Source organism: Rhodoblastus sp. (assembly GCF_052145335.1).
In the GTDB taxonomy this organism is placed as follows: domain Bacteria; phylum Pseudomonadota; class Alphaproteobacteria; order Rhizobiales; family Beijerinckiaceae; genus Rhodoblastus.
In genome coordinates this window covers 14,570-31,145 of sequence record NZ_JBKQOU010000204.1, presented here as the reverse complement: position 1 = coordinate 31,145, position 16,576 = coordinate 14,570, and the positions used below count along the sequence as shown (strand labels likewise).

18 protein-coding genes are annotated in these 16,576 nt (G+C 63.6%); all 18 read right to left on the bottom strand.

Features of this window, described 5'->3' with window-relative positions; genetic code table 11:
• Positions 1–213 precede the first annotated feature (213 nt).
• The 18 genes from ACLP2E_RS13165 to cybH all read right to left on the bottom strand — a co-directional run bounded on the left by ACLP2E_RS13165 (position 214) and on the right by cybH (position 16,501).
• The gene (locus ACLP2E_RS13165; protein WP_442466190.1) at positions 214–1,659 is read right to left on the bottom strand and encodes a nickel-dependent hydrogenase large subunit; all 1,446 of its coding nucleotides are present in this window, start codon (positions 1,657–1,659) and stop codon (positions 214–216) included.
• Positions 1,656–2,654: a HupU protein gene (locus tag ACLP2E_RS13160; protein WP_442463550.1), complete on the bottom strand. Its 999-nt coding sequence runs from the start codon at positions 2,652–2,654 to the stop codon at positions 1,656–1,658. Before ACLP2E_RS13160 ends, ACLP2E_RS13165 begins: the two co-directional genes overlap by 4 nt.
• 20 nt (positions 2,655–2,674) lie before the next feature.
• Positions 2,675–4,024 (bottom strand): ATP-binding protein, encoded by a 1,350-nt coding sequence (locus ACLP2E_RS13155; RefSeq protein ID WP_442466189.1) that lies wholly within the window; start codon positions 4,022–4,024, stop codon positions 2,675–2,677.
• The gene (locus ACLP2E_RS13150; RefSeq protein ID WP_442463552.1) at positions 4,014–5,465 is read right to left on the bottom strand and encodes a sigma-54-dependent transcriptional regulator; all 1,452 of its coding nucleotides are present in this window, start codon (positions 5,463–5,465) and stop codon (positions 4,014–4,016) included. Before ACLP2E_RS13150 ends, ACLP2E_RS13155 begins: the two co-directional genes overlap by 11 nt.
• Positions 5,466–5,525: 60 nt before the next feature.
• Positions 5,526–6,569, bottom strand: coding sequence for a hydrogenase expression/formation protein HypE (gene hypE / locus ACLP2E_RS13145; RefSeq protein WP_442463553.1), 1,044 nt, complete (start codon positions 6,567–6,569; stop codon positions 5,526–5,528).
• 2 nt (positions 6,570–6,571) lie between these two features.
• Entirely contained in the window at positions 6,572–7,708 is a 1,137-nt protein-coding gene (gene hypD / locus ACLP2E_RS13140) for a hydrogenase formation protein HypD (protein ID WP_442463554.1), read from the bottom strand.
• The gene (locus ACLP2E_RS13135; protein WP_442463555.1) at positions 7,705–7,938 is read right to left on the bottom strand and encodes a HypC/HybG/HupF family hydrogenase formation chaperone; all 234 of its coding nucleotides are present in this window, start codon (positions 7,936–7,938) and stop codon (positions 7,705–7,707) included. The genes hypD and ACLP2E_RS13135 overlap by 4 nt, the downstream gene beginning before the upstream one ends.
• Before the next feature lie 14 nt (positions 7,939–7,952).
• Entirely contained in the window at positions 7,953–10,229 is a 2,277-nt protein-coding gene (gene hypF, locus ACLP2E_RS13130) for a carbamoyltransferase HypF (protein WP_442466188.1), read from the bottom strand.
• A complete protein-coding gene (hypB, locus tag ACLP2E_RS13125) occupies positions 10,229–11,182 on the bottom strand; it encodes a hydrogenase nickel incorporation protein HypB (RefSeq protein ID WP_442466187.1) in 954 nt (317 codons plus the stop codon). Before hypB ends, hypF begins: the two co-directional genes overlap by 1 nt.
• Entirely contained in the window at positions 11,182–11,523 is a 342-nt protein-coding gene (gene hypA / locus ACLP2E_RS13120) for a hydrogenase maturation nickel metallochaperone HypA (RefSeq protein ID WP_442463558.1), read from the bottom strand. The genes hypB and hypA overlap by 1 nt, the downstream gene beginning before the upstream one ends.
• Positions 11,516–12,571, bottom strand: coding sequence for a nickel-dependent hydrogenase large subunit (locus tag ACLP2E_RS13115; RefSeq protein WP_442466186.1), 1,056 nt, complete (start codon positions 12,569–12,571; stop codon positions 11,516–11,518). The genes hypA and ACLP2E_RS13115 overlap by 8 nt, the downstream gene beginning before the upstream one ends.
• Complete coding sequence (gene hybE, locus ACLP2E_RS13110) at positions 12,568–13,149, bottom strand: [NiFe]-hydrogenase assembly chaperone HybE (protein WP_442463560.1); 582 nt, start codon at positions 13,147–13,149, stop codon at positions 12,568–12,570. The genes ACLP2E_RS13115 and hybE overlap by 4 nt, the downstream gene beginning before the upstream one ends.
• Positions 13,139–13,351, bottom strand: a complete 213-nt coding sequence (locus ACLP2E_RS13105) for a rubredoxin (RefSeq protein ID WP_442463561.1) — start codon at positions 13,349–13,351, stop codon at positions 13,139–13,141. The genes hybE and ACLP2E_RS13105 overlap by 11 nt, the downstream gene beginning before the upstream one ends.
• Positions 13,348–14,217: a hydrogenase expression/formation C-terminal domain-containing protein gene (locus ACLP2E_RS13100; protein WP_442466185.1), complete on the bottom strand. Its 870-nt coding sequence runs from the start codon at positions 14,215–14,217 to the stop codon at positions 13,348–13,350. The genes ACLP2E_RS13105 and ACLP2E_RS13100 overlap by 4 nt, the downstream gene beginning before the upstream one ends.
• 3 nt (positions 14,218–14,220) lie before the next feature.
• Complete coding sequence (locus tag ACLP2E_RS13095; RefSeq protein WP_442463563.1) at positions 14,221–14,661, bottom strand: hydrogenase accessory protein; 441 nt, start codon at positions 14,659–14,661, stop codon at positions 14,221–14,223.
• Positions 14,662–14,810: 149 nt separating this feature from the next.
• Positions 14,811–15,101, bottom strand: a complete 291-nt coding sequence (locus ACLP2E_RS13090; RefSeq protein ID WP_442463564.1) for a HypC/HybG/HupF family hydrogenase formation chaperone — start codon at positions 15,099–15,101, stop codon at positions 14,811–14,813.
• Positions 15,102–15,131: 30 nt separating this feature from the next.
• The gene (locus ACLP2E_RS13085; RefSeq protein WP_442466184.1) at positions 15,132–15,716 is read right to left on the bottom strand and encodes a HyaD/HybD family hydrogenase maturation endopeptidase; all 585 of its coding nucleotides are present in this window, start codon (positions 15,714–15,716) and stop codon (positions 15,132–15,134) included.
• A 2-nt stretch (positions 15,717–15,718) separates the two neighbouring features.
• Entirely contained in the window at positions 15,719–16,501 is a 783-nt protein-coding gene (gene cybH, locus ACLP2E_RS13080; protein WP_442466183.1) for a Ni/Fe-hydrogenase, b-type cytochrome subunit, read from the bottom strand.
• Between the last annotated feature and the right edge of the window lie 75 nt (positions 16,502–16,576).

Sequence of the window (16,576 nt, the reverse complement as noted above, 5' to 3'; positions counted from 1 at the left end):
AGTCGTTAGCTTAAATTTAGGTTGTGCTCGGCGTCTGGAGTATGGGGCGGTCCAGCCAGTTCCTCGATTTCGATTGGGTGGGATGTCGAATACTCGAGATATCCGCTCGGGGTTTCATTATGGGGTCGCGAACAGAGGGTTCGGGGGCGGCTTAAAGCGGTGGTTATCTGCTATTTCGTGGCTGGCTCTGACCCGTAGGCATATTCGTGCGCTTCAATGCGCCGTGCAGACCATGCAGGGATCAAAACTCCGCACCACATGCTGGATTGCTGGCGCTTTGGCGCCAGACGAGCCGACCTCGACGCCAACCAGCGCCTGTTCGAGCGGACCGGGAACGCCCTGGGCGTCGCGCGGCGAGAAATTCCAGGTGGTCGGCGCGACGATCTGATAGCGTTGGATCACACCCTTTTCGACGCTCATCCAATGACCCAGCGCGCCGCGCGCCGCTTCCGTCATGCCGGCGCCGCAACCCTCGACAAGCGCCGGCGGCGTTTCGTAAAAAGCCTCGTCCAGCTTCAATTCGCGCGCCCAACCTTCCGCCGCCAGCGTCAGGCGGGCGATTTCCACCATGCGCGCCACGATGCGGACGAGCACATTCGTGCCGCCCGCCTGCGCCAGCAAGGCGCGCACCAAGGCGTCTTCCCGCACCGCCTGACGTGCGACGGCGCCGGTTTCCGCCGGCGCGCCGGAGAGGCGCGGCGCCTTGGCCCAGGAATAGGCGCCGGGTTTGTTCATGTCTGGCGCGGTGACGGCTTGCGCCGGATCGAGGCTGGAGTCGCGCAAAAAGGAAAAGGCGACATGCTCGGCTATGGAGCCGGTAGCCAGGGCGCTTGCGCCGGCGCCAACGCGCGGGTCGAACAGGCCGCGCGCGAAAAGATGGCTGCCGCCCTGCGCATAGGCGCCGAAACTGATCAGCGGCAAAGCCAGGCGGCCGAGCGTTTCCAGCCGCAGGTTGGCGGCGATGCGGAGGAAGGCGGCGAAATCGCCCCGACACTGTGCGCGTTCCGCCAGATCGTCCGGCGTCTCCAGCGCCGCGATCTTTTCGAGCGGCGCCGCGAATAGCACGCGCTCGGCAAACGCGCGAAACTCGCCCAGCACGGCGATCAGTCGCATCTTTTCGCCGAGGTCGAGAGACCGCGTCACGCCGCCGGGCTGGATCGCCATGCTGTGCGGCCATTTGCCGGCGATCAGTCCCATCACATGCAGCAGCCGCGCCCGCGCCGGCAGGACCTCCAGCGCCGCGGCGCCCGAAACCGCCTTGAACCGAGCCGCGACCTCGGGGAACCAGGACGCGCCGGCGTAAAAATCCCGGGCGAAATCCGGCATGAAGAATAGATAGAAATGGGTCAGATGGTCGGCGATATTTTCCGCAGCATGGGCGATATTGGCGGCTAGTTCGCCGTTGCGTGGCGGGCGCACGTCGGTCAGGACGCGCAAAGCCGCCGCCGCCGCGATGCTCTGCGACAGGGAGCAGATGCCGCAAATGCGCGGCGCGATGGTCAGTGCGTCGGCGGCGGGGCGGCCGACCAGAATCTGCTCGAAACCGCGATAGAGCGTTGTGGCGACGCGCGCCGCCTCGACCCTGCCCTCGGAAAGGTCGAGCGTCAGCTCAAGATCGCCTTCGACGCGATTGAACGGTCCGACGATGAGGCGTGTCATTTGTGCCTTTTCGGGTGTTCGACGATCCGATCGGCTTCAGCGTTCTTACGCACCCGCTCCGGCGTCGCGGATTTCGATAGAGCGGCGAGCGTCATGAACCAGGCTTTCGGCATGTCCAGCGGCAGCCCGACGGGGATGCCGGCGACTTTGGGCGTGACATGATGGTTGCGGATGCTCTCGAACCCCGGCGACGTGCAGGAGATGCAGGCAAAGCCGGCATGGGTGCACGAGCCGCCGCCATTCCAGGCGCGCTGGTTGCAATCGCCAATGGCCTGCGTCGCTTTGCAGCCGAGATGCTCCATCATGCAGCCGCGCTCCGACAGCACGCGGGCGCTGGCCTTGAATTCGTAGAATTCATTGCGGGAACAACCATGGTGGGCGAGATGGCCGGCAAAGAATTTCGGTCGCCCGAGCGCGTCGAGATCGCCTGCCGCGAACTCGCCGGCAGCCAGCGCTTGCAGCGTCTCCAGGATCCAGCCGGGATGCGGCGCGCAGCCCGACACGTTCACGACGGGCAAGCCGTTGCGCGATCGATAGGCGAGGCCCAAGGCGCCGGCCGCCACGGCGCCTTCATATTGCAATCCGCAGGCGTCGGTCGGGTCGGGATCGCCGGCGGGAATGCCACCGAAAGCGGCGCAACTGCCGACCGCGACGCAGACATCCGCCTGCGCAGCCAGGCTGCGCGTCAGGTCGAATAAAGTGCGGTCGGTTCCCGACAGCCGGTTGAATTTGCCGGTGCCGTGCGGCCCGCGCAGGATCGAGCCCTCGACGCAGAGAATGTCGAGCTTTTCATCGCCGTTCTCGACGCGGCGGAAAATCTCCAGCACTTCTTCGCCCGTCTCCTCGCTGACGCTCGGGTGCCACAGCAGCTTGACGCCAAATTTTTCCAGTTCGCGCGGAAAGCCGGAGGCGCCATGCTCAAGCGCCGCCATGGTGCATCCGCCGCAGGAGCCGGCCTGCAGCCAGATGAGGTTCTTGGGCGAGTCGTGCTGCATCACCGCTCCCTCCGGGAAAATCATTGAGCGCCCGAGGGCAGGCGCAGGGTGAAGATGGCCCCGCCGCCTGGGCGGTTGGCGGCGGAGATCGCGCCGCCGTGTTCCCTGGCGATGGAATAGGAAATCCACAGGCCGAGCCCCGTGCCTTCGCCCACCGTCTTGGTGGTGAAGAAGGGCTCGAACAATTTGTCGAAAGAATCGTCGGCGATGCCGATCCCATTGTCGGCAACGGCGATCTCGATTTCGCCATCCGCCGTCGCGGCGCGGATATTGATGTGCGGGTCGGCCGTCTTGCGCACGGCGTCGAGCGCGTTGTCGATCAGATTGACGAAAATCTGGTGGATCTGCCCCTCATTGCCGCGCAGGCTCAGGCCCGGAGCGACCTCGATGTCGATCCGGACCTGATGGCGTTTTGAACGCGCCGCCCATTGCGCCGCCATGCCGATCGTGCGTTCGAGGTCGATGGCCTGCGCCTCGTGCGCCCTGTTGAACGACAGCCGCCGAAGGTTCTTGACGATTTCGGACACCCGCCGCGCGCCTTCCAGCGTGCCTTCGATCAGCGGCTCGAGATCGGCGAGAATGGCGTCGATGCGGTAGCGGCGACGCAGGTCGGCGGTCTCGAAATCCTCGCGCTTTTCGTCCTCGCGAAAAAATTCGGCGAGATATTTGCGATAGCGGTCCAGCACATGGACATTGCCATAGACGAAGCTGATCGGATTGTTCAGCTCATGCGCGACGCCGGCCACGAGACGGCCGAGGCTGGCCATTTTCTCCTGTTCGATCAACTTGCGCTGCGCCTGCTGCAGGTCAAGATGGGCGCTGTGCAGGGCCTGATAGGCGCGGCGCAATTCGCCAATCGGGCGGCCGGTGAGCACGGCGCCGACGAAGCGGCCAGCATGGTCGACGCGCGGCGAAAAATTAATCGCCATCATGTCCGAGAGGCCGTGCGCCGTCATGAAACGCAGTTCGCACGAGCCGGCGGCGCAGCCGTGAAGGAATTGCACCGCCTGGGCGCGATCGTCCTCGACGATCAGCTCGGGCAGGTTCCGCCCAAGCAATTGCGGCTCGTCACAGCCGAGCAAGGCGAGAAAGGCCGGATTGGTCTGGATGACGCCGCCCTTGGCGTCGCTCACCGCCAGAATGTCGGAGACCGAGGCGATGACGCTGGAAATGAAGCTCTGCGCTTCTTCCAGCTCGGCGTTCTTGCTTTCAAGGTCGGCCTCGTAGCGCAACAGGTCGGAGTAGACTTCATCAACGCGCTTGACGACTTCGCGCCAGACGGATTCCTGATTATCCGTCAGTTCCGCTTCGCCGCTGGCGGCGGCCAGAGCGAGAATGTTTTCTGGCCGCGATCTGCGATCAACCGTCATTGGCCAAATCCTGGCTCACGTCCCGGCGCAGATCATAGCGCTCGATCTTGGCGCGCAGCCCGACGCGCGACAGGCCAAGGCTTTCAGCGGCATGGCTGATATTGCCGCTGCAATCGCGCAGGGTCTTGACGATTTCGATGCGCTCCAAAGCCTCGACTTTGTCCTTCAACGCAATCGCGCCATTGAGCTTCGCCGGTTGCGGCAGGGCGGCGATGCGCGGCGACAGGAGATGCGCCCCGAGCGGTGTATCCTCATCCGACATGGCGACCATGCGCTGTATTTCGTTGTGCAATTCACGAACATTGCCGCGCCAGCCATAGGCGACGAGCCGCGCCATGGCCTCCGGCGCAAAACCCGGAATTTTGCGGTGGAAGCTGCGATTGACGTCACCTAAAATGCTTTCGGCGATTTTCGGGACGTCACGCGGCCTGTCGGCCAAAGCGGGCAGATGGATCGGAAAGGCGTTGAGGCGGTAAAACAAATCGCGGCGGAAGCGGCCCTGTTCGACCTCGGCTTCCAGATCGCGATTGGTGGCGGAGATGACGCGCACATCGATCTTGCGCGAGCGCGTCGCGCCGAGCGGACGGATCTCGCGCTCCTGCAGGACCCGCAACAGTTTCACCTGAAAGGCCGGCGATGTCTCGCCGATTTCGTCGAGAAAGATCGAGCCGCCGTCGGCAAGTTCGAACAGGCCGATGCGGTCCTGATAGGCCCCGGTGTACGCGCCCTTCTTGCAGCCGAACAATTCGCTCTCCAGCAATTCGTCGGGCAGCGCGCCGCAGTTCTCGACCACAAAAGGCTTGTCGCCACGCGCCGAGCCGAAATGAATGGCGCGCGCCAGCAATTCCTTGCCAGCTCCGGACGCGCCGGTGACAAGGACGGAAATATCGTATTTCGTCGCCTTGCGCGCCAGGTCGAGCGTCTCGTCCATCGGGCCGCCGGGGACGTGGACGATGCGGTCGAATTCGAACATCCGACGCTGCTCGCGGCGCCGGTCAGCGAGCACGCGGTTGAGCGTGTCATGCGAAGGCTTGGCGTCGCCGCCCACGCCCCCTGGCTCCTTCTGCATTCGGTAGAGTTTGACCGCGTCACGGACGCATTCCAGCAGCTTTTCCGGGTGCCACGGCTTGGTGATATATTGAGAGACGCCTGCCTCGTTGACCCCGGCGATAATGTCTTCCGATTCCGAAAAACCGGAAATAATCATGCGCACCGGATCCGGCCATTGGTCGCGGACGCGGCGCAGGAAATCGACGCCGCTTTCGCCCGGCATCCGCTGGTCGCACAGGATCACCTGAACCAGATCGCCAGCCAGAATCGATTCCGCCTCGCGCGCATTCTGGGCGCAGAGCACGTCGAATTCCTCCGCAAGCACCCGCTGGAGGGATTCCCGCGATCGCAATTCGTCATCGACGATGAGAACGGCGCCGGACGGATTCATGAACATTTTCCTCCCACTTCGATCGCAATGCGTTGCGACTTTTTTCCGCTTATTCCCCATTCAACAAATGCGCGGCAATTGCTCGCCCGACAGCCAGTCGACGATCCGGCCGCCGCCGAAACTCGTGGTCATCTGCACGAATTGATGATCGTCGGCGACGACCTGGCCGATGATCGCGGCGTCGCGTCCGAGTTCGTGCGCGCGCATCACGGCCAGCAATTCGTCGGCGGCTTCGGGCGCGACAAAGGCGACCAGCTTGCCCTCGTTGGCGACGAAAAGCGGATCGAGGCCGAGCAATTCGCAGGCGGCGGCGACTTCCGGCTTCACCGGCAAGCGGTCCTCGTCGATGCGGATTCCGACGCGCGACTGGTTTGCGATTTCGTTCAGCGTCGCCGCGAGGCCGCCGCGCGTCGGGTCGCGCATCGCCCGCAGCTGCGAGCCGCAGGACGCGATCATCGCGTCTGTCAGCCCGTTGAGGGCGGCGGAATCCGAAATGATCTGCGTCTCGAACTGCAGGTTTTCGCGACTCGACATGATGGCGACGCCATGATCGCCCATCGTGCCGGACACAAGGATCGCGTCGCCCGGCCGCGCGCGGTCGCCGGAGAGGTCGATTCCCTCTGGAACCAGGCCAATCCCGGCAGTGGAGATGAACACGCCATCGGCCTTGCCGCGCTCGACCACCTTGGTGTCGCCGGTGACGATTTTCACCCCCGCCGCGCACGCCGCCGCGCCCATGCTTTGCGCGATGCGACGGAGGTCGGCGAGCGGAAAGCCTTCTTCCAGAATGAAGCTCGCCGAGAGATGCAGCGGCCGCGCGCCCGACATGGCGAGATCGTTGACCGTGCCATGCACGGCGAGCGAGCCGATGTCCCCGCCCGGGAAGAAAAGCGGCGAGACGACATAACCGTCGGTGGTCATGGCCATACGGCCGGCTGGAATGGAAAAGACTGCCTGGTCGTTGCCCTGCGCCAGCAAATCATTGGCGAATTCCACCTGGAAAATATCGGCGATGAGCTGCGCCATCGCCCGGCCGCCGGAGCCATGCGAGAGGTCGACCCGGCCGTTTTTCAGGTCGAGCTTGCGGTGTCGAGGACGCGCCATGGTCACGAGGCTTGCCTTTCGGGTTGGGCGTCACGGAAACGGCCGTAGGTCCAATGCGCGGCGCACGAGCCTTCCGACGACACCATGCAGGAGCCCATCGGCGTCTCCGGCGTGCAGACCGTGCCGAACAATTTGCAATCGACCGGCTTCTTCACCCCGCGCAAAATCGCGCCGCATTCGCAGGCCGGATTGTCCTTGGCTGGAACGGTTTCGATGGCGAAGTTTTTCTCCGCGTCGAAGTCGGAAAATTCTTCGCGCAGGCGCAAGGCGCTAGAGGGAATATGCCCCAGCCCGCGCCACTCGAAAGTTTCGCGCGTTTCGAAAACCTGGGCGACGAAATCTTGCGCCTTGCGATTGCCGTCGACCGTCACCGCGCGGATATACTCGTTCTCGACGACATGGCGGCCCTCGTTCACCTGGCGCACCAGCATCAGGATCGCCTGAACCACGTCGAGCGGCTCAAAACCGGCGATCACGACCGGTTTACAATAATTTTCGGCGAAGGCGTGATAGGGCCGTGTGCCGATCACCGTCGAGACATGGGCGGGTCCGACGAAACCATCGAGCGCCACCTTTTCGTCGGTCTCGTCGCCGACAATGGCTTCGATCGCCGCTGGCGTGAGGACATGATTGCAGAAGACGAAGAAGTTCTTCAGCCCCTCCTTTCGCGCCGCCAGAACCGCCATGGCGGTCGGCGGCGTCGTGGTCTCGAAGCCAATGGCGAAGAACACGACTTTTCGGCGCGGCTCCTCGCGCGCGATGCGCAAAGCGTCGAGGGTCGAATAGACCATGCGGATATCAGCGCCCGCCGCCTTGGCTTTCATCAAGCTCAAGTCTCCGGAGCCGGGCACGCGCATCAGGTCGGCATAGGTGCAAAGCGTGATTTCCGGGTTCTGCGCCAGCTTGATCGCGTCGTCCATGCGCCCGATCGGCAACACGCAGACCGGGCAGCCGGGCCCGTGAATCATCCGCACATTTTCCGGCAGCAAGTCTTCGAGCCCATAGCGGGCGATGGCATGGGTGTGGCCGCCGCAGAATTCCATGAAGCGATATTCGCGGTCGCGCCGCGCCTCGGCGCTTATGGTCGCGGCTATGGCGCGCGCGAGGCTTCCGTCGCGATATTCGTCGACATATTTCATGCGCCCGCTCCCGCAATCTGTCCAGCCTCGGCAAGCAGGCGAAGAGTCTCTTCGGCCTCGTCAGGATCGAGTTTGTTGAGCGCATAGCCGACATGCAGGATGACGTAATCGCCGACGCGCACGTCCTCGACAAGGGCCAGCGAAATGATCTTCTGCACGCCATCGAGCGTGACGCGCGCCATGTCGCCGTCGAGCATTTCGGTCACCTGGACCGGTATGGCTAGGCACATTCTGTCTCTCCAAATTAAGCTCGTCTTCGCCCCCTCTCCCCGCTCGCGGGGAGAGGGCCAGTTCCCATCAGCACAGCACGCGCCAGCGCCGCCTGGCCCAGCGAGAGACCACCGTCGTTGGGCGGGATTTTCCGCGCCAACAAAGGCGTCAACCCCTTTTTACGCAGGGCGCCGGCCAGTCCTTCGGCCAGAACCCGATTCATCATGCAGCCGCCGCCGAGCGCGATTTTTTCGCCCGGAGACCCAAAGGCGGAAATCCATTCCGCCAGACCGGCGATCAAGGTTCCATGCAGCAATTCAGCGCCCTCGACGGGCGACGGCCGCTTGTCGATCAGATGCGCCAGCAGGCCGGAAAAATCCACCACGCCCTCGCGCAGGACAAACCCGCCCGGCAGCACGCGAGTGTCGTGCGAAAAAGCCTCCAGCCTCATCGCCGCCTGGCCCTCGAAATCCTGTCTCTGCGCAAAACCGAGCAGAGCGGAGGCGGCGTCGAACAGCCGGCCGAGACTGGTCGTCAGCGGTGCGTTTTTTGTCAAGCCGATTTGCGCGAGTCGCTCCGCTTCCGGCGTCGCGGCGAAAAAGGCGCCCGCCTCCTCGAAACGACCCAAAGCGGAAAAAGCCGCCAGTCCCATGCGCCAACAGTCGCGCGCGGCGCGGTCGCCGCCAATCAGCGGCAGGCCGGCAAGATGGCCGATACGTATAAAACGGCCTGCCCCGTCGAGGCGCAGCAATTCGCCGCCCCAGGCCTCGCCGTCGTCGCCCAATCCGTGCCCGTCCAGGGCTGCGCCGGTGAGCGCGCCGCTTTCGCCATGCTCGGCGGCGATGGCGGCGACATGGGCGGCGTGATGCTGGAATTTCAGCACCGGAAAACCGCTCGCCTCGGCGAAACGGGTGGAGAGATAATCGGGATGCAGGTCGCAGGCGACCGCCTCCGGCTCCACGTCGAGCAGCGACAGCAGATGCGCCGCGCTTTCCTCGTAGAAGCGGAAAGTCTCCGCGTCCGACAGATCGCCGATATGCTGGCAGACAAAAGCTTCGCGGCCCCGTGTCAGCGTCACGGTGGCCTTGAGGTGGCCGCCGCAGGCGAGAACACTCGGGCCTTCCGTAACGAGATCGATGGGTTCCGGGACGAAGCCGCGCGCCCGGCGCAGGAAGGCGGGCGCGCCGTCGATGCGCTGCATCACGCTGTCGTCGGCGCGCACGACGATGTCGCGGTCATGGGTGACGATGAGGTCCGCGATGCTCGCAAGCTTGCCGAGCGCCTCGTCGTTGTCGGTAATCAAGGGCTGGCCCCCGGAATTGGCGCTGGTGGCGACCAGCGCAAAATTTTGCGCCTCGCCCCGCGCCCCGCCAGCAGCCTGAAACAGCAGATGATGAACCGGCGCATAGGCCAGCATCACCCCCAGACGCGTCATCTCGGGCGCGATGTTCCGCGGCAAAAGCCCAAGGCTCGGCAGCAGCACGACGGGGTGCGCCGGATGACGCAGCAGCGACAAATCCTCAGGGCCACGCGCCGCGAACAATGCGACGGAAGCCTCGTTGGCGAGCATGACGGCGAAAGGTTTCACCTCGCGGTTTTTCCGCCGCCGCAACTCCGCGACCGCCGCCTCGTCATGGGCGTCGCACAGCAGATGAAAACCGCCGATCCCCTTAAGCGCCACGATCTTGCCGCTGCGCAGGGCGGCGACGATTTCCGCCGGTTGATGCGACAGGCGCGGCCCGCATTTTGCGCAGGCGATGGGCTCCGCGTGGAAGCGGCGATTGGCCGGATCTTTGTACTCGCGCGCGCAATCCTCGCACATCGCAAAGCGCGCCATCGAGGTTTGCGCGCGGTCGTAAGGGAGCCGCCGCGTCAGCGTGTAGCGCGGGCCGCAATGGGTGCAATTGACGAAAGGATAGAGATGAAAACGGCTTTGGGGATCGAACAGGTCGTCGAGACATTGCTCACAGGTCGCGGCGTCGGCGGGAATGCGTGTGCGCGCCAGACCGCCGCGCGAGGTCTCGATGACAAACCCGGCTTCGCCGCTCGGCGCCAGCCTTTCCACTTCCATCGCGTCGAGACGCGCCAAAGGCGGCAATTCCTGACGCAAGGCGGCGACAAAACGCTCGACGCCCGCGCCCTCGACCTCCAGCAGCACGCCCTCGGCATCGTTGCGCACAAAGCCCGCAAGACCATAACGCGCGGCGAGACCATGGACGAAGGGCCGGAAACCGACGCCCTGCACGGCGCCGCGCAAGCGCAGGCGCAGGCGCGTCGCTTCCGGTTTCGCCATGAGCGCCGCGACCGCCATCAGCCCGCCTTGGTTTTCGCCGCGCTCAAGCGGGAGGCGCGCGCCTGGACCCAGGCGTAAAAGGCGGCCAAGCCCTCGCCGGTCTTGGCGGACAAGACAAGCGTCTGCAAATTCGGATTGACCCGCAAGGCATGTCCGATACAGGCGCCGACGTCGAAATCGAGATGCGGCAGCAGGTCGGATTTATTGAGCAGCATCAGATCGGCGGCCGCGAACATGTCGGGATATTTGGACGGTTTGTCTTCGCCTTCCGTGGTCGAAAGCAGCACCACCTTGTGCGCCTCACCGAGATCGAAAGCAGCGGGGCAGACGAGATTGCCGACGTTCTCGATGAACAGCAGCGAGTTTTCCGCCGGCGCCAGCGTCTCCAGCGCATGGCCGACCATATGGGCGTCGAGATGGCAGCCTTTGCCGGTGTTGACCTGGATCGCCTTGACGCCGGTGGCGCGGATGCGCTCAGCGTCGTTCGAGGTCTGCTGGTCGCCCTCGATCACCGCGATGGAGTGGCGGTCCTTGAGGTCATTTATGGCGCGCACCAGCAGCGAGGTTTTTCCCGAGCCGGGGCTGGAGACGAAATTAAGCGCCAGAACGCCATTGCGCACAAAAAAGGCGCGGTTTTCCTCGGCATAGAAGCGGTTTTTCGACAAAATGTCGCGCTCGATCTGCACGATCCGCTCCTGGCTCATGCCGGGAACATGAACGCCCGCCAATCCGGCGCCAAAGTCAAGCTTTTCGCCGCCCTCGCCATGGGCATGGCCATGATGATGGCCATGAACGTGGTCATGATCATGGTGGTGGTTATGGTCGTGATCATGATCGTGCGCGCGGTCATGATCGTGATGGTGATCGCCATGCGCGTGGCTATGGCTGTGCGCCTTGGCCTCGGCAGGCTTTTCGCCCGGAACTTTATCACCCTCCTGGGTCGCCGTCCCGCATCCGCAAACCGTGCACATTATTCGACCTCCAATTCCTTGACGCGCATTTCGTCGCCGCCGGTCATTTGCACATGATAACCGCCGCAGTCCGGACAGGCGCCGAAACGTTCGGCTAACGGAACCGTTTTTTCGCAGTCGAGGCACCAGCCCTGCCCCGGCGTGCGGATGATTTCGAGCCTGGCGCCCTCGGCCAATGTGCCGCGGGTCGCCGCGTCAAAGCAGAATTCCATCGCCTCCGGCTCCACGCTGCTAAGGGTTCCGATTTCCAGCCACACCGTTTTCACGCGGGCGAATCCCTGTTTGCGCCCTTCCTCGCGGAGAATCTCGACCACGCCCTCGGTCAGCGACATTTCATGCATGAGCGACGTCCCGAATTTCCACGCTGACGCTGATGCAGGGATCGAAGACGAAAGCCAGCCGCTCCACCCGCCGTCGCGCCGCTGCGCCCGTTCCGATCCGTCCGCCGCGCAAAAATCTGGCGAAAGGACCTTCGGGATGAAAATTCCATTCGGTCGGGGCGAGGATTCCATAGTCCGCGATCCGTCCGGCGCTGTCGAGGCGCAAACGATGATACAACCTTCCGCGCGCGGAATCGACCGCCGCAAACCCCTGACCTGCCTCTGCTCTTTTTCCGACCACCAGATTCTCGTGCGCCGAGGCGCCTTTGATGAGCGCAGCGATCGCATCGAGCGTCGCCGCCATGTCTTTGAACCGGGACGCCAGGCGTCCGGCGAGAGTGTTGGTAAAATCGACGCTGGCTCGCCGCGCGGAGGCGCCTGTCTCGACGCAGCGTCCGGAAAGCTGCGGCGCCCGGGAAAATCTCGGCTCTGTCATCGCCTGGGCGACAGCCGAGTCATCGGACGGCCGCAGAAAATCGGCATTTCCCTCGCTCAAGGCCCAGTTCGGTTCGTCGGCGGCGACCCCCGTCCACTGCCGCGCGAAAAGCGTCTCGCCCTGCGCGAAATCGCGCAGGCCAAGCTTGATCGCCGCATCCTCGACGCGCTCGAACCGACCCTCGCCTATGTCCGGCGCGACGCGCAAAGATTGCAACGTATCGCGCAGGGCGGCGACGCTTTCCGCTTCGGGCGGCCCCTCCTGCGGCCAATCCAGAACGCTGGCGCGCAACATTTCGCTGTACCGCTCGCATAGCAGGCGCAAATCGCGCAGCTTCCGCTCCGCCGGGTCCGGCGTGCGCCCCTGCGCCGCCTCGCCCGCCGCCTCTACCGCGAGCGATTGCGCAACCGGGCAAAGCGAAAAAAGATTTTTCGCCAGCTTCGCCGCATCCGGCAACGACCGGCCGATAAAAATCGGCGCGACATCTTGGCGCGGCGAAGCGATCCTGACCTCGTCCACCCAATCGCCTCGCGTGATCACCGCCATCTTCAACGCGCCGTCGAAGGGGTTCATGGCGCGGGCGCCTTCCGGTCGCCGCCGCGCAGGAAAAACGCGCGGCGATCCATTTGCGGAGCCTCCGCCATCTCCCGCGGGCGAAATTTTTCAGCCCGCTCGGCCGGCGTTTCGCGCGGCGTATCCGGGGCGAAGGGATAGATTTCCGGCCCCGGCGCTTCGGCCAGCAGGCCGGCGTCCGAAAGTCCGTCGATGGCCGCGTGGGCGGTGGCGAGCGCCGCCGCTTGATCGATGAAATCGTCCATCGGCGAAAACAACGAACACATCAGCAGGCGGCCGAAACCGTCGAGTTCGCAGACGAGAAAATCGACCTTTCCGCAGGGCAGTGAAACGCTGCGCGCTTCGCCGGACGCACCTGTGACGGGCGGCGCCCCGTCCAAGGGCGCGAGCACGATATTCATGAACCAGGGCGTGACGACAATGCCGAGAGCCTGGTCTCGCCAGGGCCTGAAACCAACACTTGCGACGTCGAGCGCGCGATTGCAGATTGGCACATCGGCCATGGCGCGCTGATGGACGTTGTGGAAATGCGCTTCCAGCCGGGCGGAAAGCTCCGCGACTTCCGTGTCAGCCGTCATCGCCGAGCCTCATGAATCGCTCCTGCGCTGCATCGCAATTGGGGCAGCGCCAGTCTTCGGGCAAGGCCGAGAACGGCGTGCCCGGCGGAATCTGCCAGACTTCATCCCCCTGCGCCGGATCATAGACGTGCCAGCACACGCCGCATTCCATCCTGGCCTGGTCGTCTCCCTCCGGCTTGCCGAAATTCTCGAACCCGCTCATCGGAAATAGGCCTCGTCAATCTCGCGCAGCCTTTGCGCGCTGTCGCGGAAATCCTCATCCGCCGCGCAGGCGGCGGCCGGAGCGTCGCCGATTTCCAAAGTGTCGAGGATGATCTGGTCCATGGAATTGAAAAATTGCACCGACCAGACGTTTTTCGTCGCTGTTGAATGGACGCGACAGGAGCCATAGCCGGTCGACACCAGCCGCACCGCGCCCGACCCGAGGCAGAGCTGCAGGAACTCCATGTCTTCCGAACTCATCGGCAGCAAAGTGAAAGTGATGGTGTGAGTCGGCTGGCCGGGCTGATGCGCCTCGGAGCGGCTCTCGATTTCCTTGAGCAGCGGCATGACGTTCATCGCGCCGAGCGGGGGCGCGCCATAGATCAAGGGCTGATTGTTCACCAGAGCCGCGCGCCTGGCGATTTCCGGCAGGCGCGAGACTTCGAGATAATCGGCTAACAGCTTTTCCTGCCTGTCGGTGAAGCGCACGCGCCACAGGCCGGCCATGGTCGATTCCTGGATTTGCGCAGTCACGCCGTCCGGCAGCGCGACCACGCCCGCCACTTCGCCTTCGCCCAGCACGCCCTCGAACAGGAGAATTTCGTCGGCCGAAAAATCGGTGAGGTCGAACAGGCGTCCCCCCTCGTTTTCCTTTTGGACGTCGAGCGCCACGGCGATGTCGGGCAACATTTTCGCCACGCGCGGGCAATGTTCGATCAGGTCTTCCGCCTTGCCTGTCGCCAGCAGCGACAACGCGCCCGAGGCGGTGCGTCCCTTGCCGCTTTCGGTCAGCGGCTCGAAGCCGATCGGCATGATGGTCATGGCTTCCTCGGCGCCTTCCGGCGCGACCCAAAATCCGGCTTTCATGCGTCAGGCTCCCTGTGAATGGGTGAATGCCACTTTCGGCCCCTTGGGACCGCTGAGAACCGGCGCGGCGGGATCGAGAAACGCCTCGATCTTGTGAAGATATTCCGACCAGTCGTAAATTTTCGGCAGCACGCCGACGGGATCGCCGCCACGCACGACAACCAGGGCGGGATAGACATAGACCTGGAAGCGCGCTTTCAACTTTTCTTCCGCCGCGGGCGCGATCACGGCGCCGCGCAAGCGCTCGGCGAAGACCTGGAGTATTTCCGGCAGGATGACCGCGACATCGCTCGTTTCGGGCCGATTGGCGCCCGCGCCGGGAAAGAACAGCAGTGAATGAAGAGATTCACCCTGCGCCGGGACGAGGAAGGCGTCGATATTTTCGGCATCGACCAAAGGCAGGCGGTGGCGCTCGGCAAGCGCGTTGAGCAAAGGCGTCGACATGGCGTTCCCTCGTAGTAGTCTTTTAATTGGTTCCGCAAAATGCGCGCCAGCCGCTGTTTGGGCGCTCAAGCCTTCGAATCGGGCGCTCGTGGTTGCGCCGCCAGGTAGAAAGTCAGCTTACAGTGAAAGACCTGGGCTTTCCAGCGCGCTCAGCGCAAATGTTCGGGCAATTGCGGTTCGCGGTCGATCAGATCGGCGAAGTGAGACTCGAAATTTTCGCCTCGCAGGGCGGCTTCCAGTCCGCACAAGGCGTCTTCGATCAAACGCGCCTCTTCCGCGTCGAGGACGCGGATCGCAGTATCGATGTGAACAAGAACCTGCGTTCCCGGCTCTTGCGGACCGAGCAGCAGCAGCGACACGCGGCGCGTCTCTTCGCCCCGCGCGCAAAGCGCCGACATATCGTCGCCTTCCATGATTTGCATCGGCACGCCAAGGCACATTTGTTGTTTTCCTGGAAGGTCGGTCAGGGCTTATTCGCCCAGACCCGGCGAAAGCCGCTCGTAGCTGGCCATGTCCATGTCATTGCCGAGCAACGGCTCCACCATCTCGCCTCGCGCGCGGCGACGGCAGGGCGCTCCCCATTGCTCCAATATGACCGCCGCTATGTCGGCCGCCGTCAAGAGCTGGTCACGCACCGGCGCGGTCAGGGGGCCGCCCCAATCCTCGAGATCGAGCGGTTGGCAACCGATCAAAGCGAGTTTTTCCGGATAGTCGCCAAGCAGGTCGGCGGCGGAGAGCACTTCCTGGAACCCGGTCTGATGCAGGCTCATTTTTTTCGCGCCGGTGAATTTCGGCACTTCGTCGCCCTGCACGATTTTCAACGCGCCGGGCCGCAAGCCATAGTCGATCGCATCGAAGACCAGGAGATAGTCGGCCTCCTGCACGAATTGGACGAGATAGAGGCCCTGGGTGCCGCCGTCGAGCAGGCTGACATCGGGCGGCGTCCGATAAAGGGCGTGGAACGTCTCCAGCGCCCGGACGCCAAATCCTTCGTCGGCCCAAAGAATATTGCCGATGCCCAGAACGAGTATCTTCGGTTCACGCTTTGCGTTCATGGTCAGACCTCGTCGCGGAATTGGCGCTCGCCCGAAATCATCGAGGAGATCATGCTCTGGCGCGACATGATGTCTTCGCGGACCGCCGCGTAAATATGGACGATGGTGAAGATCACCAGAACCCACATGCCGAGATGATGCAATGTGTGCACCTCCTGGCTGTTCGGGAAGAGCACGAAGACCCAGCCGAACGCCTTGGCCAGCAAGCTTCCGGAGCCCTCGCCCTGAGAATAGAGCGCGAAGCCGGTGCAGATCATGAACAGGGTTCCGAGCGTGAACATCAGGAACATCATGCTTTGGGCGAGCGGATTGTGCCCGACATATTGCTTGGGGTATTTTTCCAGAAAAGCGTACCAGCGGATTTCATGCAGCACGCCGAGCCAGAACTCCGAGCGCCAGAACGGGATGTAGAAAATCTGCTTGGCGTGGGCGTTGCCGACGAAGGCCCAGTAAATCCGCAACAGAAAGCCGACCGCCATGATCTGGCCGGCGGCGAAATGGACGAAACGGATATAGCCCATCTGGAAATGCGCGCTGGCCTCGCCGCTCAGGCTCGCCGGCGGCGAAGCGATCAGATAGCCGGTGACGAAAAGCGACACCATGGCCAGAGCGTTGACCCAGTGCCAGAGGCGCACCGGAGCCTGATAGACGTAGACCGTGCGCCGGGAAATTTCTTTCTCGCCACGAGCGTCGGAAAGATCGCCGAGGACAGCCCCCGTGCGACGGGCCACCGTCGTGTCGACAAGCGTGTCAGGAATACCGGCGGTTTGCGTCAGTTCAGTCATGACGACCTCCCAAAATTTTTAGTTCTCCCTTCTCCCTTGCGGGAGAAGATGGATCGGCCAAACGCCGGGACGGAC

Excerpts from the sequence above, each read along its gene's own strand:
- ACLP2E_RS13165 (WP_442466190.1), bottom strand. The coding sequence starts at position 1,659 with ATGACACGCCTCATCGTCGGACCGTTCAATCGCGTCGAAGGCGATCTT.
- ACLP2E_RS13160 (WP_442463550.1), bottom strand. The coding sequence starts at position 2,654 with ATGCAGCACGACTCGCCCAAGAACCTCATCTGGCTGCAGGCCGGCTCC.
- ACLP2E_RS13155 (WP_442466189.1), bottom strand. The coding sequence starts at position 4,024 with ATGACGGTTGATCGCAGATCGCGGCCAGAAAACATTCTCGCTCTGGCC.
- ACLP2E_RS13150 (WP_442463552.1), bottom strand. The coding sequence starts at position 5,465 with ATGAATCCGTCCGGCGCCGTTCTCATCGTCGATGACGAATTGCGATCG.
- hypE (WP_442463553.1), bottom strand. The coding sequence starts at position 6,569 with ATGGCGCGTCCTCGACACCGCAAGCTCGACCTGAAAAACGGCCGGGTC.
- hypD (WP_442463554.1), bottom strand. The coding sequence starts at position 7,708 with ATGAAATATGTCGACGAATATCGCGACGGAAGCCTCGCGCGCGCCATA.
- ACLP2E_RS13135 (WP_442463555.1), bottom strand. The coding sequence starts at position 7,938 with ATGTGCCTAGCCATACCGGTCCAGGTGACCGAAATGCTCGACGGCGAC.
- hypF (WP_442466188.1), bottom strand. The coding sequence starts at position 10,229 with ATGGCGGTCGCGGCGCTCATGGCGAAACCGGAAGCGACGCGCCTGCGC.
- hypB (WP_442466187.1), bottom strand. The coding sequence starts at position 11,182 with ATGTGCACGGTTTGCGGATGCGGGACGGCGACCCAGGAGGGTGATAAA.
- hypA (WP_442463558.1), bottom strand. The coding sequence starts at position 11,523 with ATGCATGAAATGTCGCTGACCGAGGGCGTGGTCGAGATTCTCCGCGAG.
- ACLP2E_RS13115 (WP_442466186.1), bottom strand. The coding sequence starts at position 12,571 with ATGAACCCCTTCGACGGCGCGTTGAAGATGGCGGTGATCACGCGAGGC.
- hybE (WP_442463560.1), bottom strand. The coding sequence starts at position 13,149 with ATGACGGCTGACACGGAAGTCGCGGAGCTTTCCGCCCGGCTGGAAGCG.
- ACLP2E_RS13105 (WP_442463561.1), bottom strand. The coding sequence starts at position 13,351 with ATGAGCGGGTTCGAGAATTTCGGCAAGCCGGAGGGAGACGACCAGGCC.
- ACLP2E_RS13100 (WP_442466185.1), bottom strand. The coding sequence starts at position 14,217 with ATGAAAGCCGGATTTTGGGTCGCGCCGGAAGGCGCCGAGGAAGCCATG.
- ACLP2E_RS13095 (WP_442463563.1), bottom strand. The coding sequence starts at position 14,661 with ATGTCGACGCCTTTGCTCAACGCGCTTGCCGAGCGCCACCGCCTGCCT.
- ACLP2E_RS13090 (WP_442463564.1), bottom strand. The coding sequence starts at position 15,101 with ATGTGCCTTGGCGTGCCGATGCAAATCATGGAAGGCGACGATATGTCG.
- ACLP2E_RS13085 (WP_442466184.1), bottom strand. The coding sequence starts at position 15,716 with ATGAACGCAAAGCGTGAACCGAAGATACTCGTTCTGGGCATCGGCAAT.
- cybH (WP_442466183.1), bottom strand. The coding sequence starts at position 16,501 with ATGACTGAACTGACGCAAACCGCCGGTATTCCTGACACGCTTGTCGAC.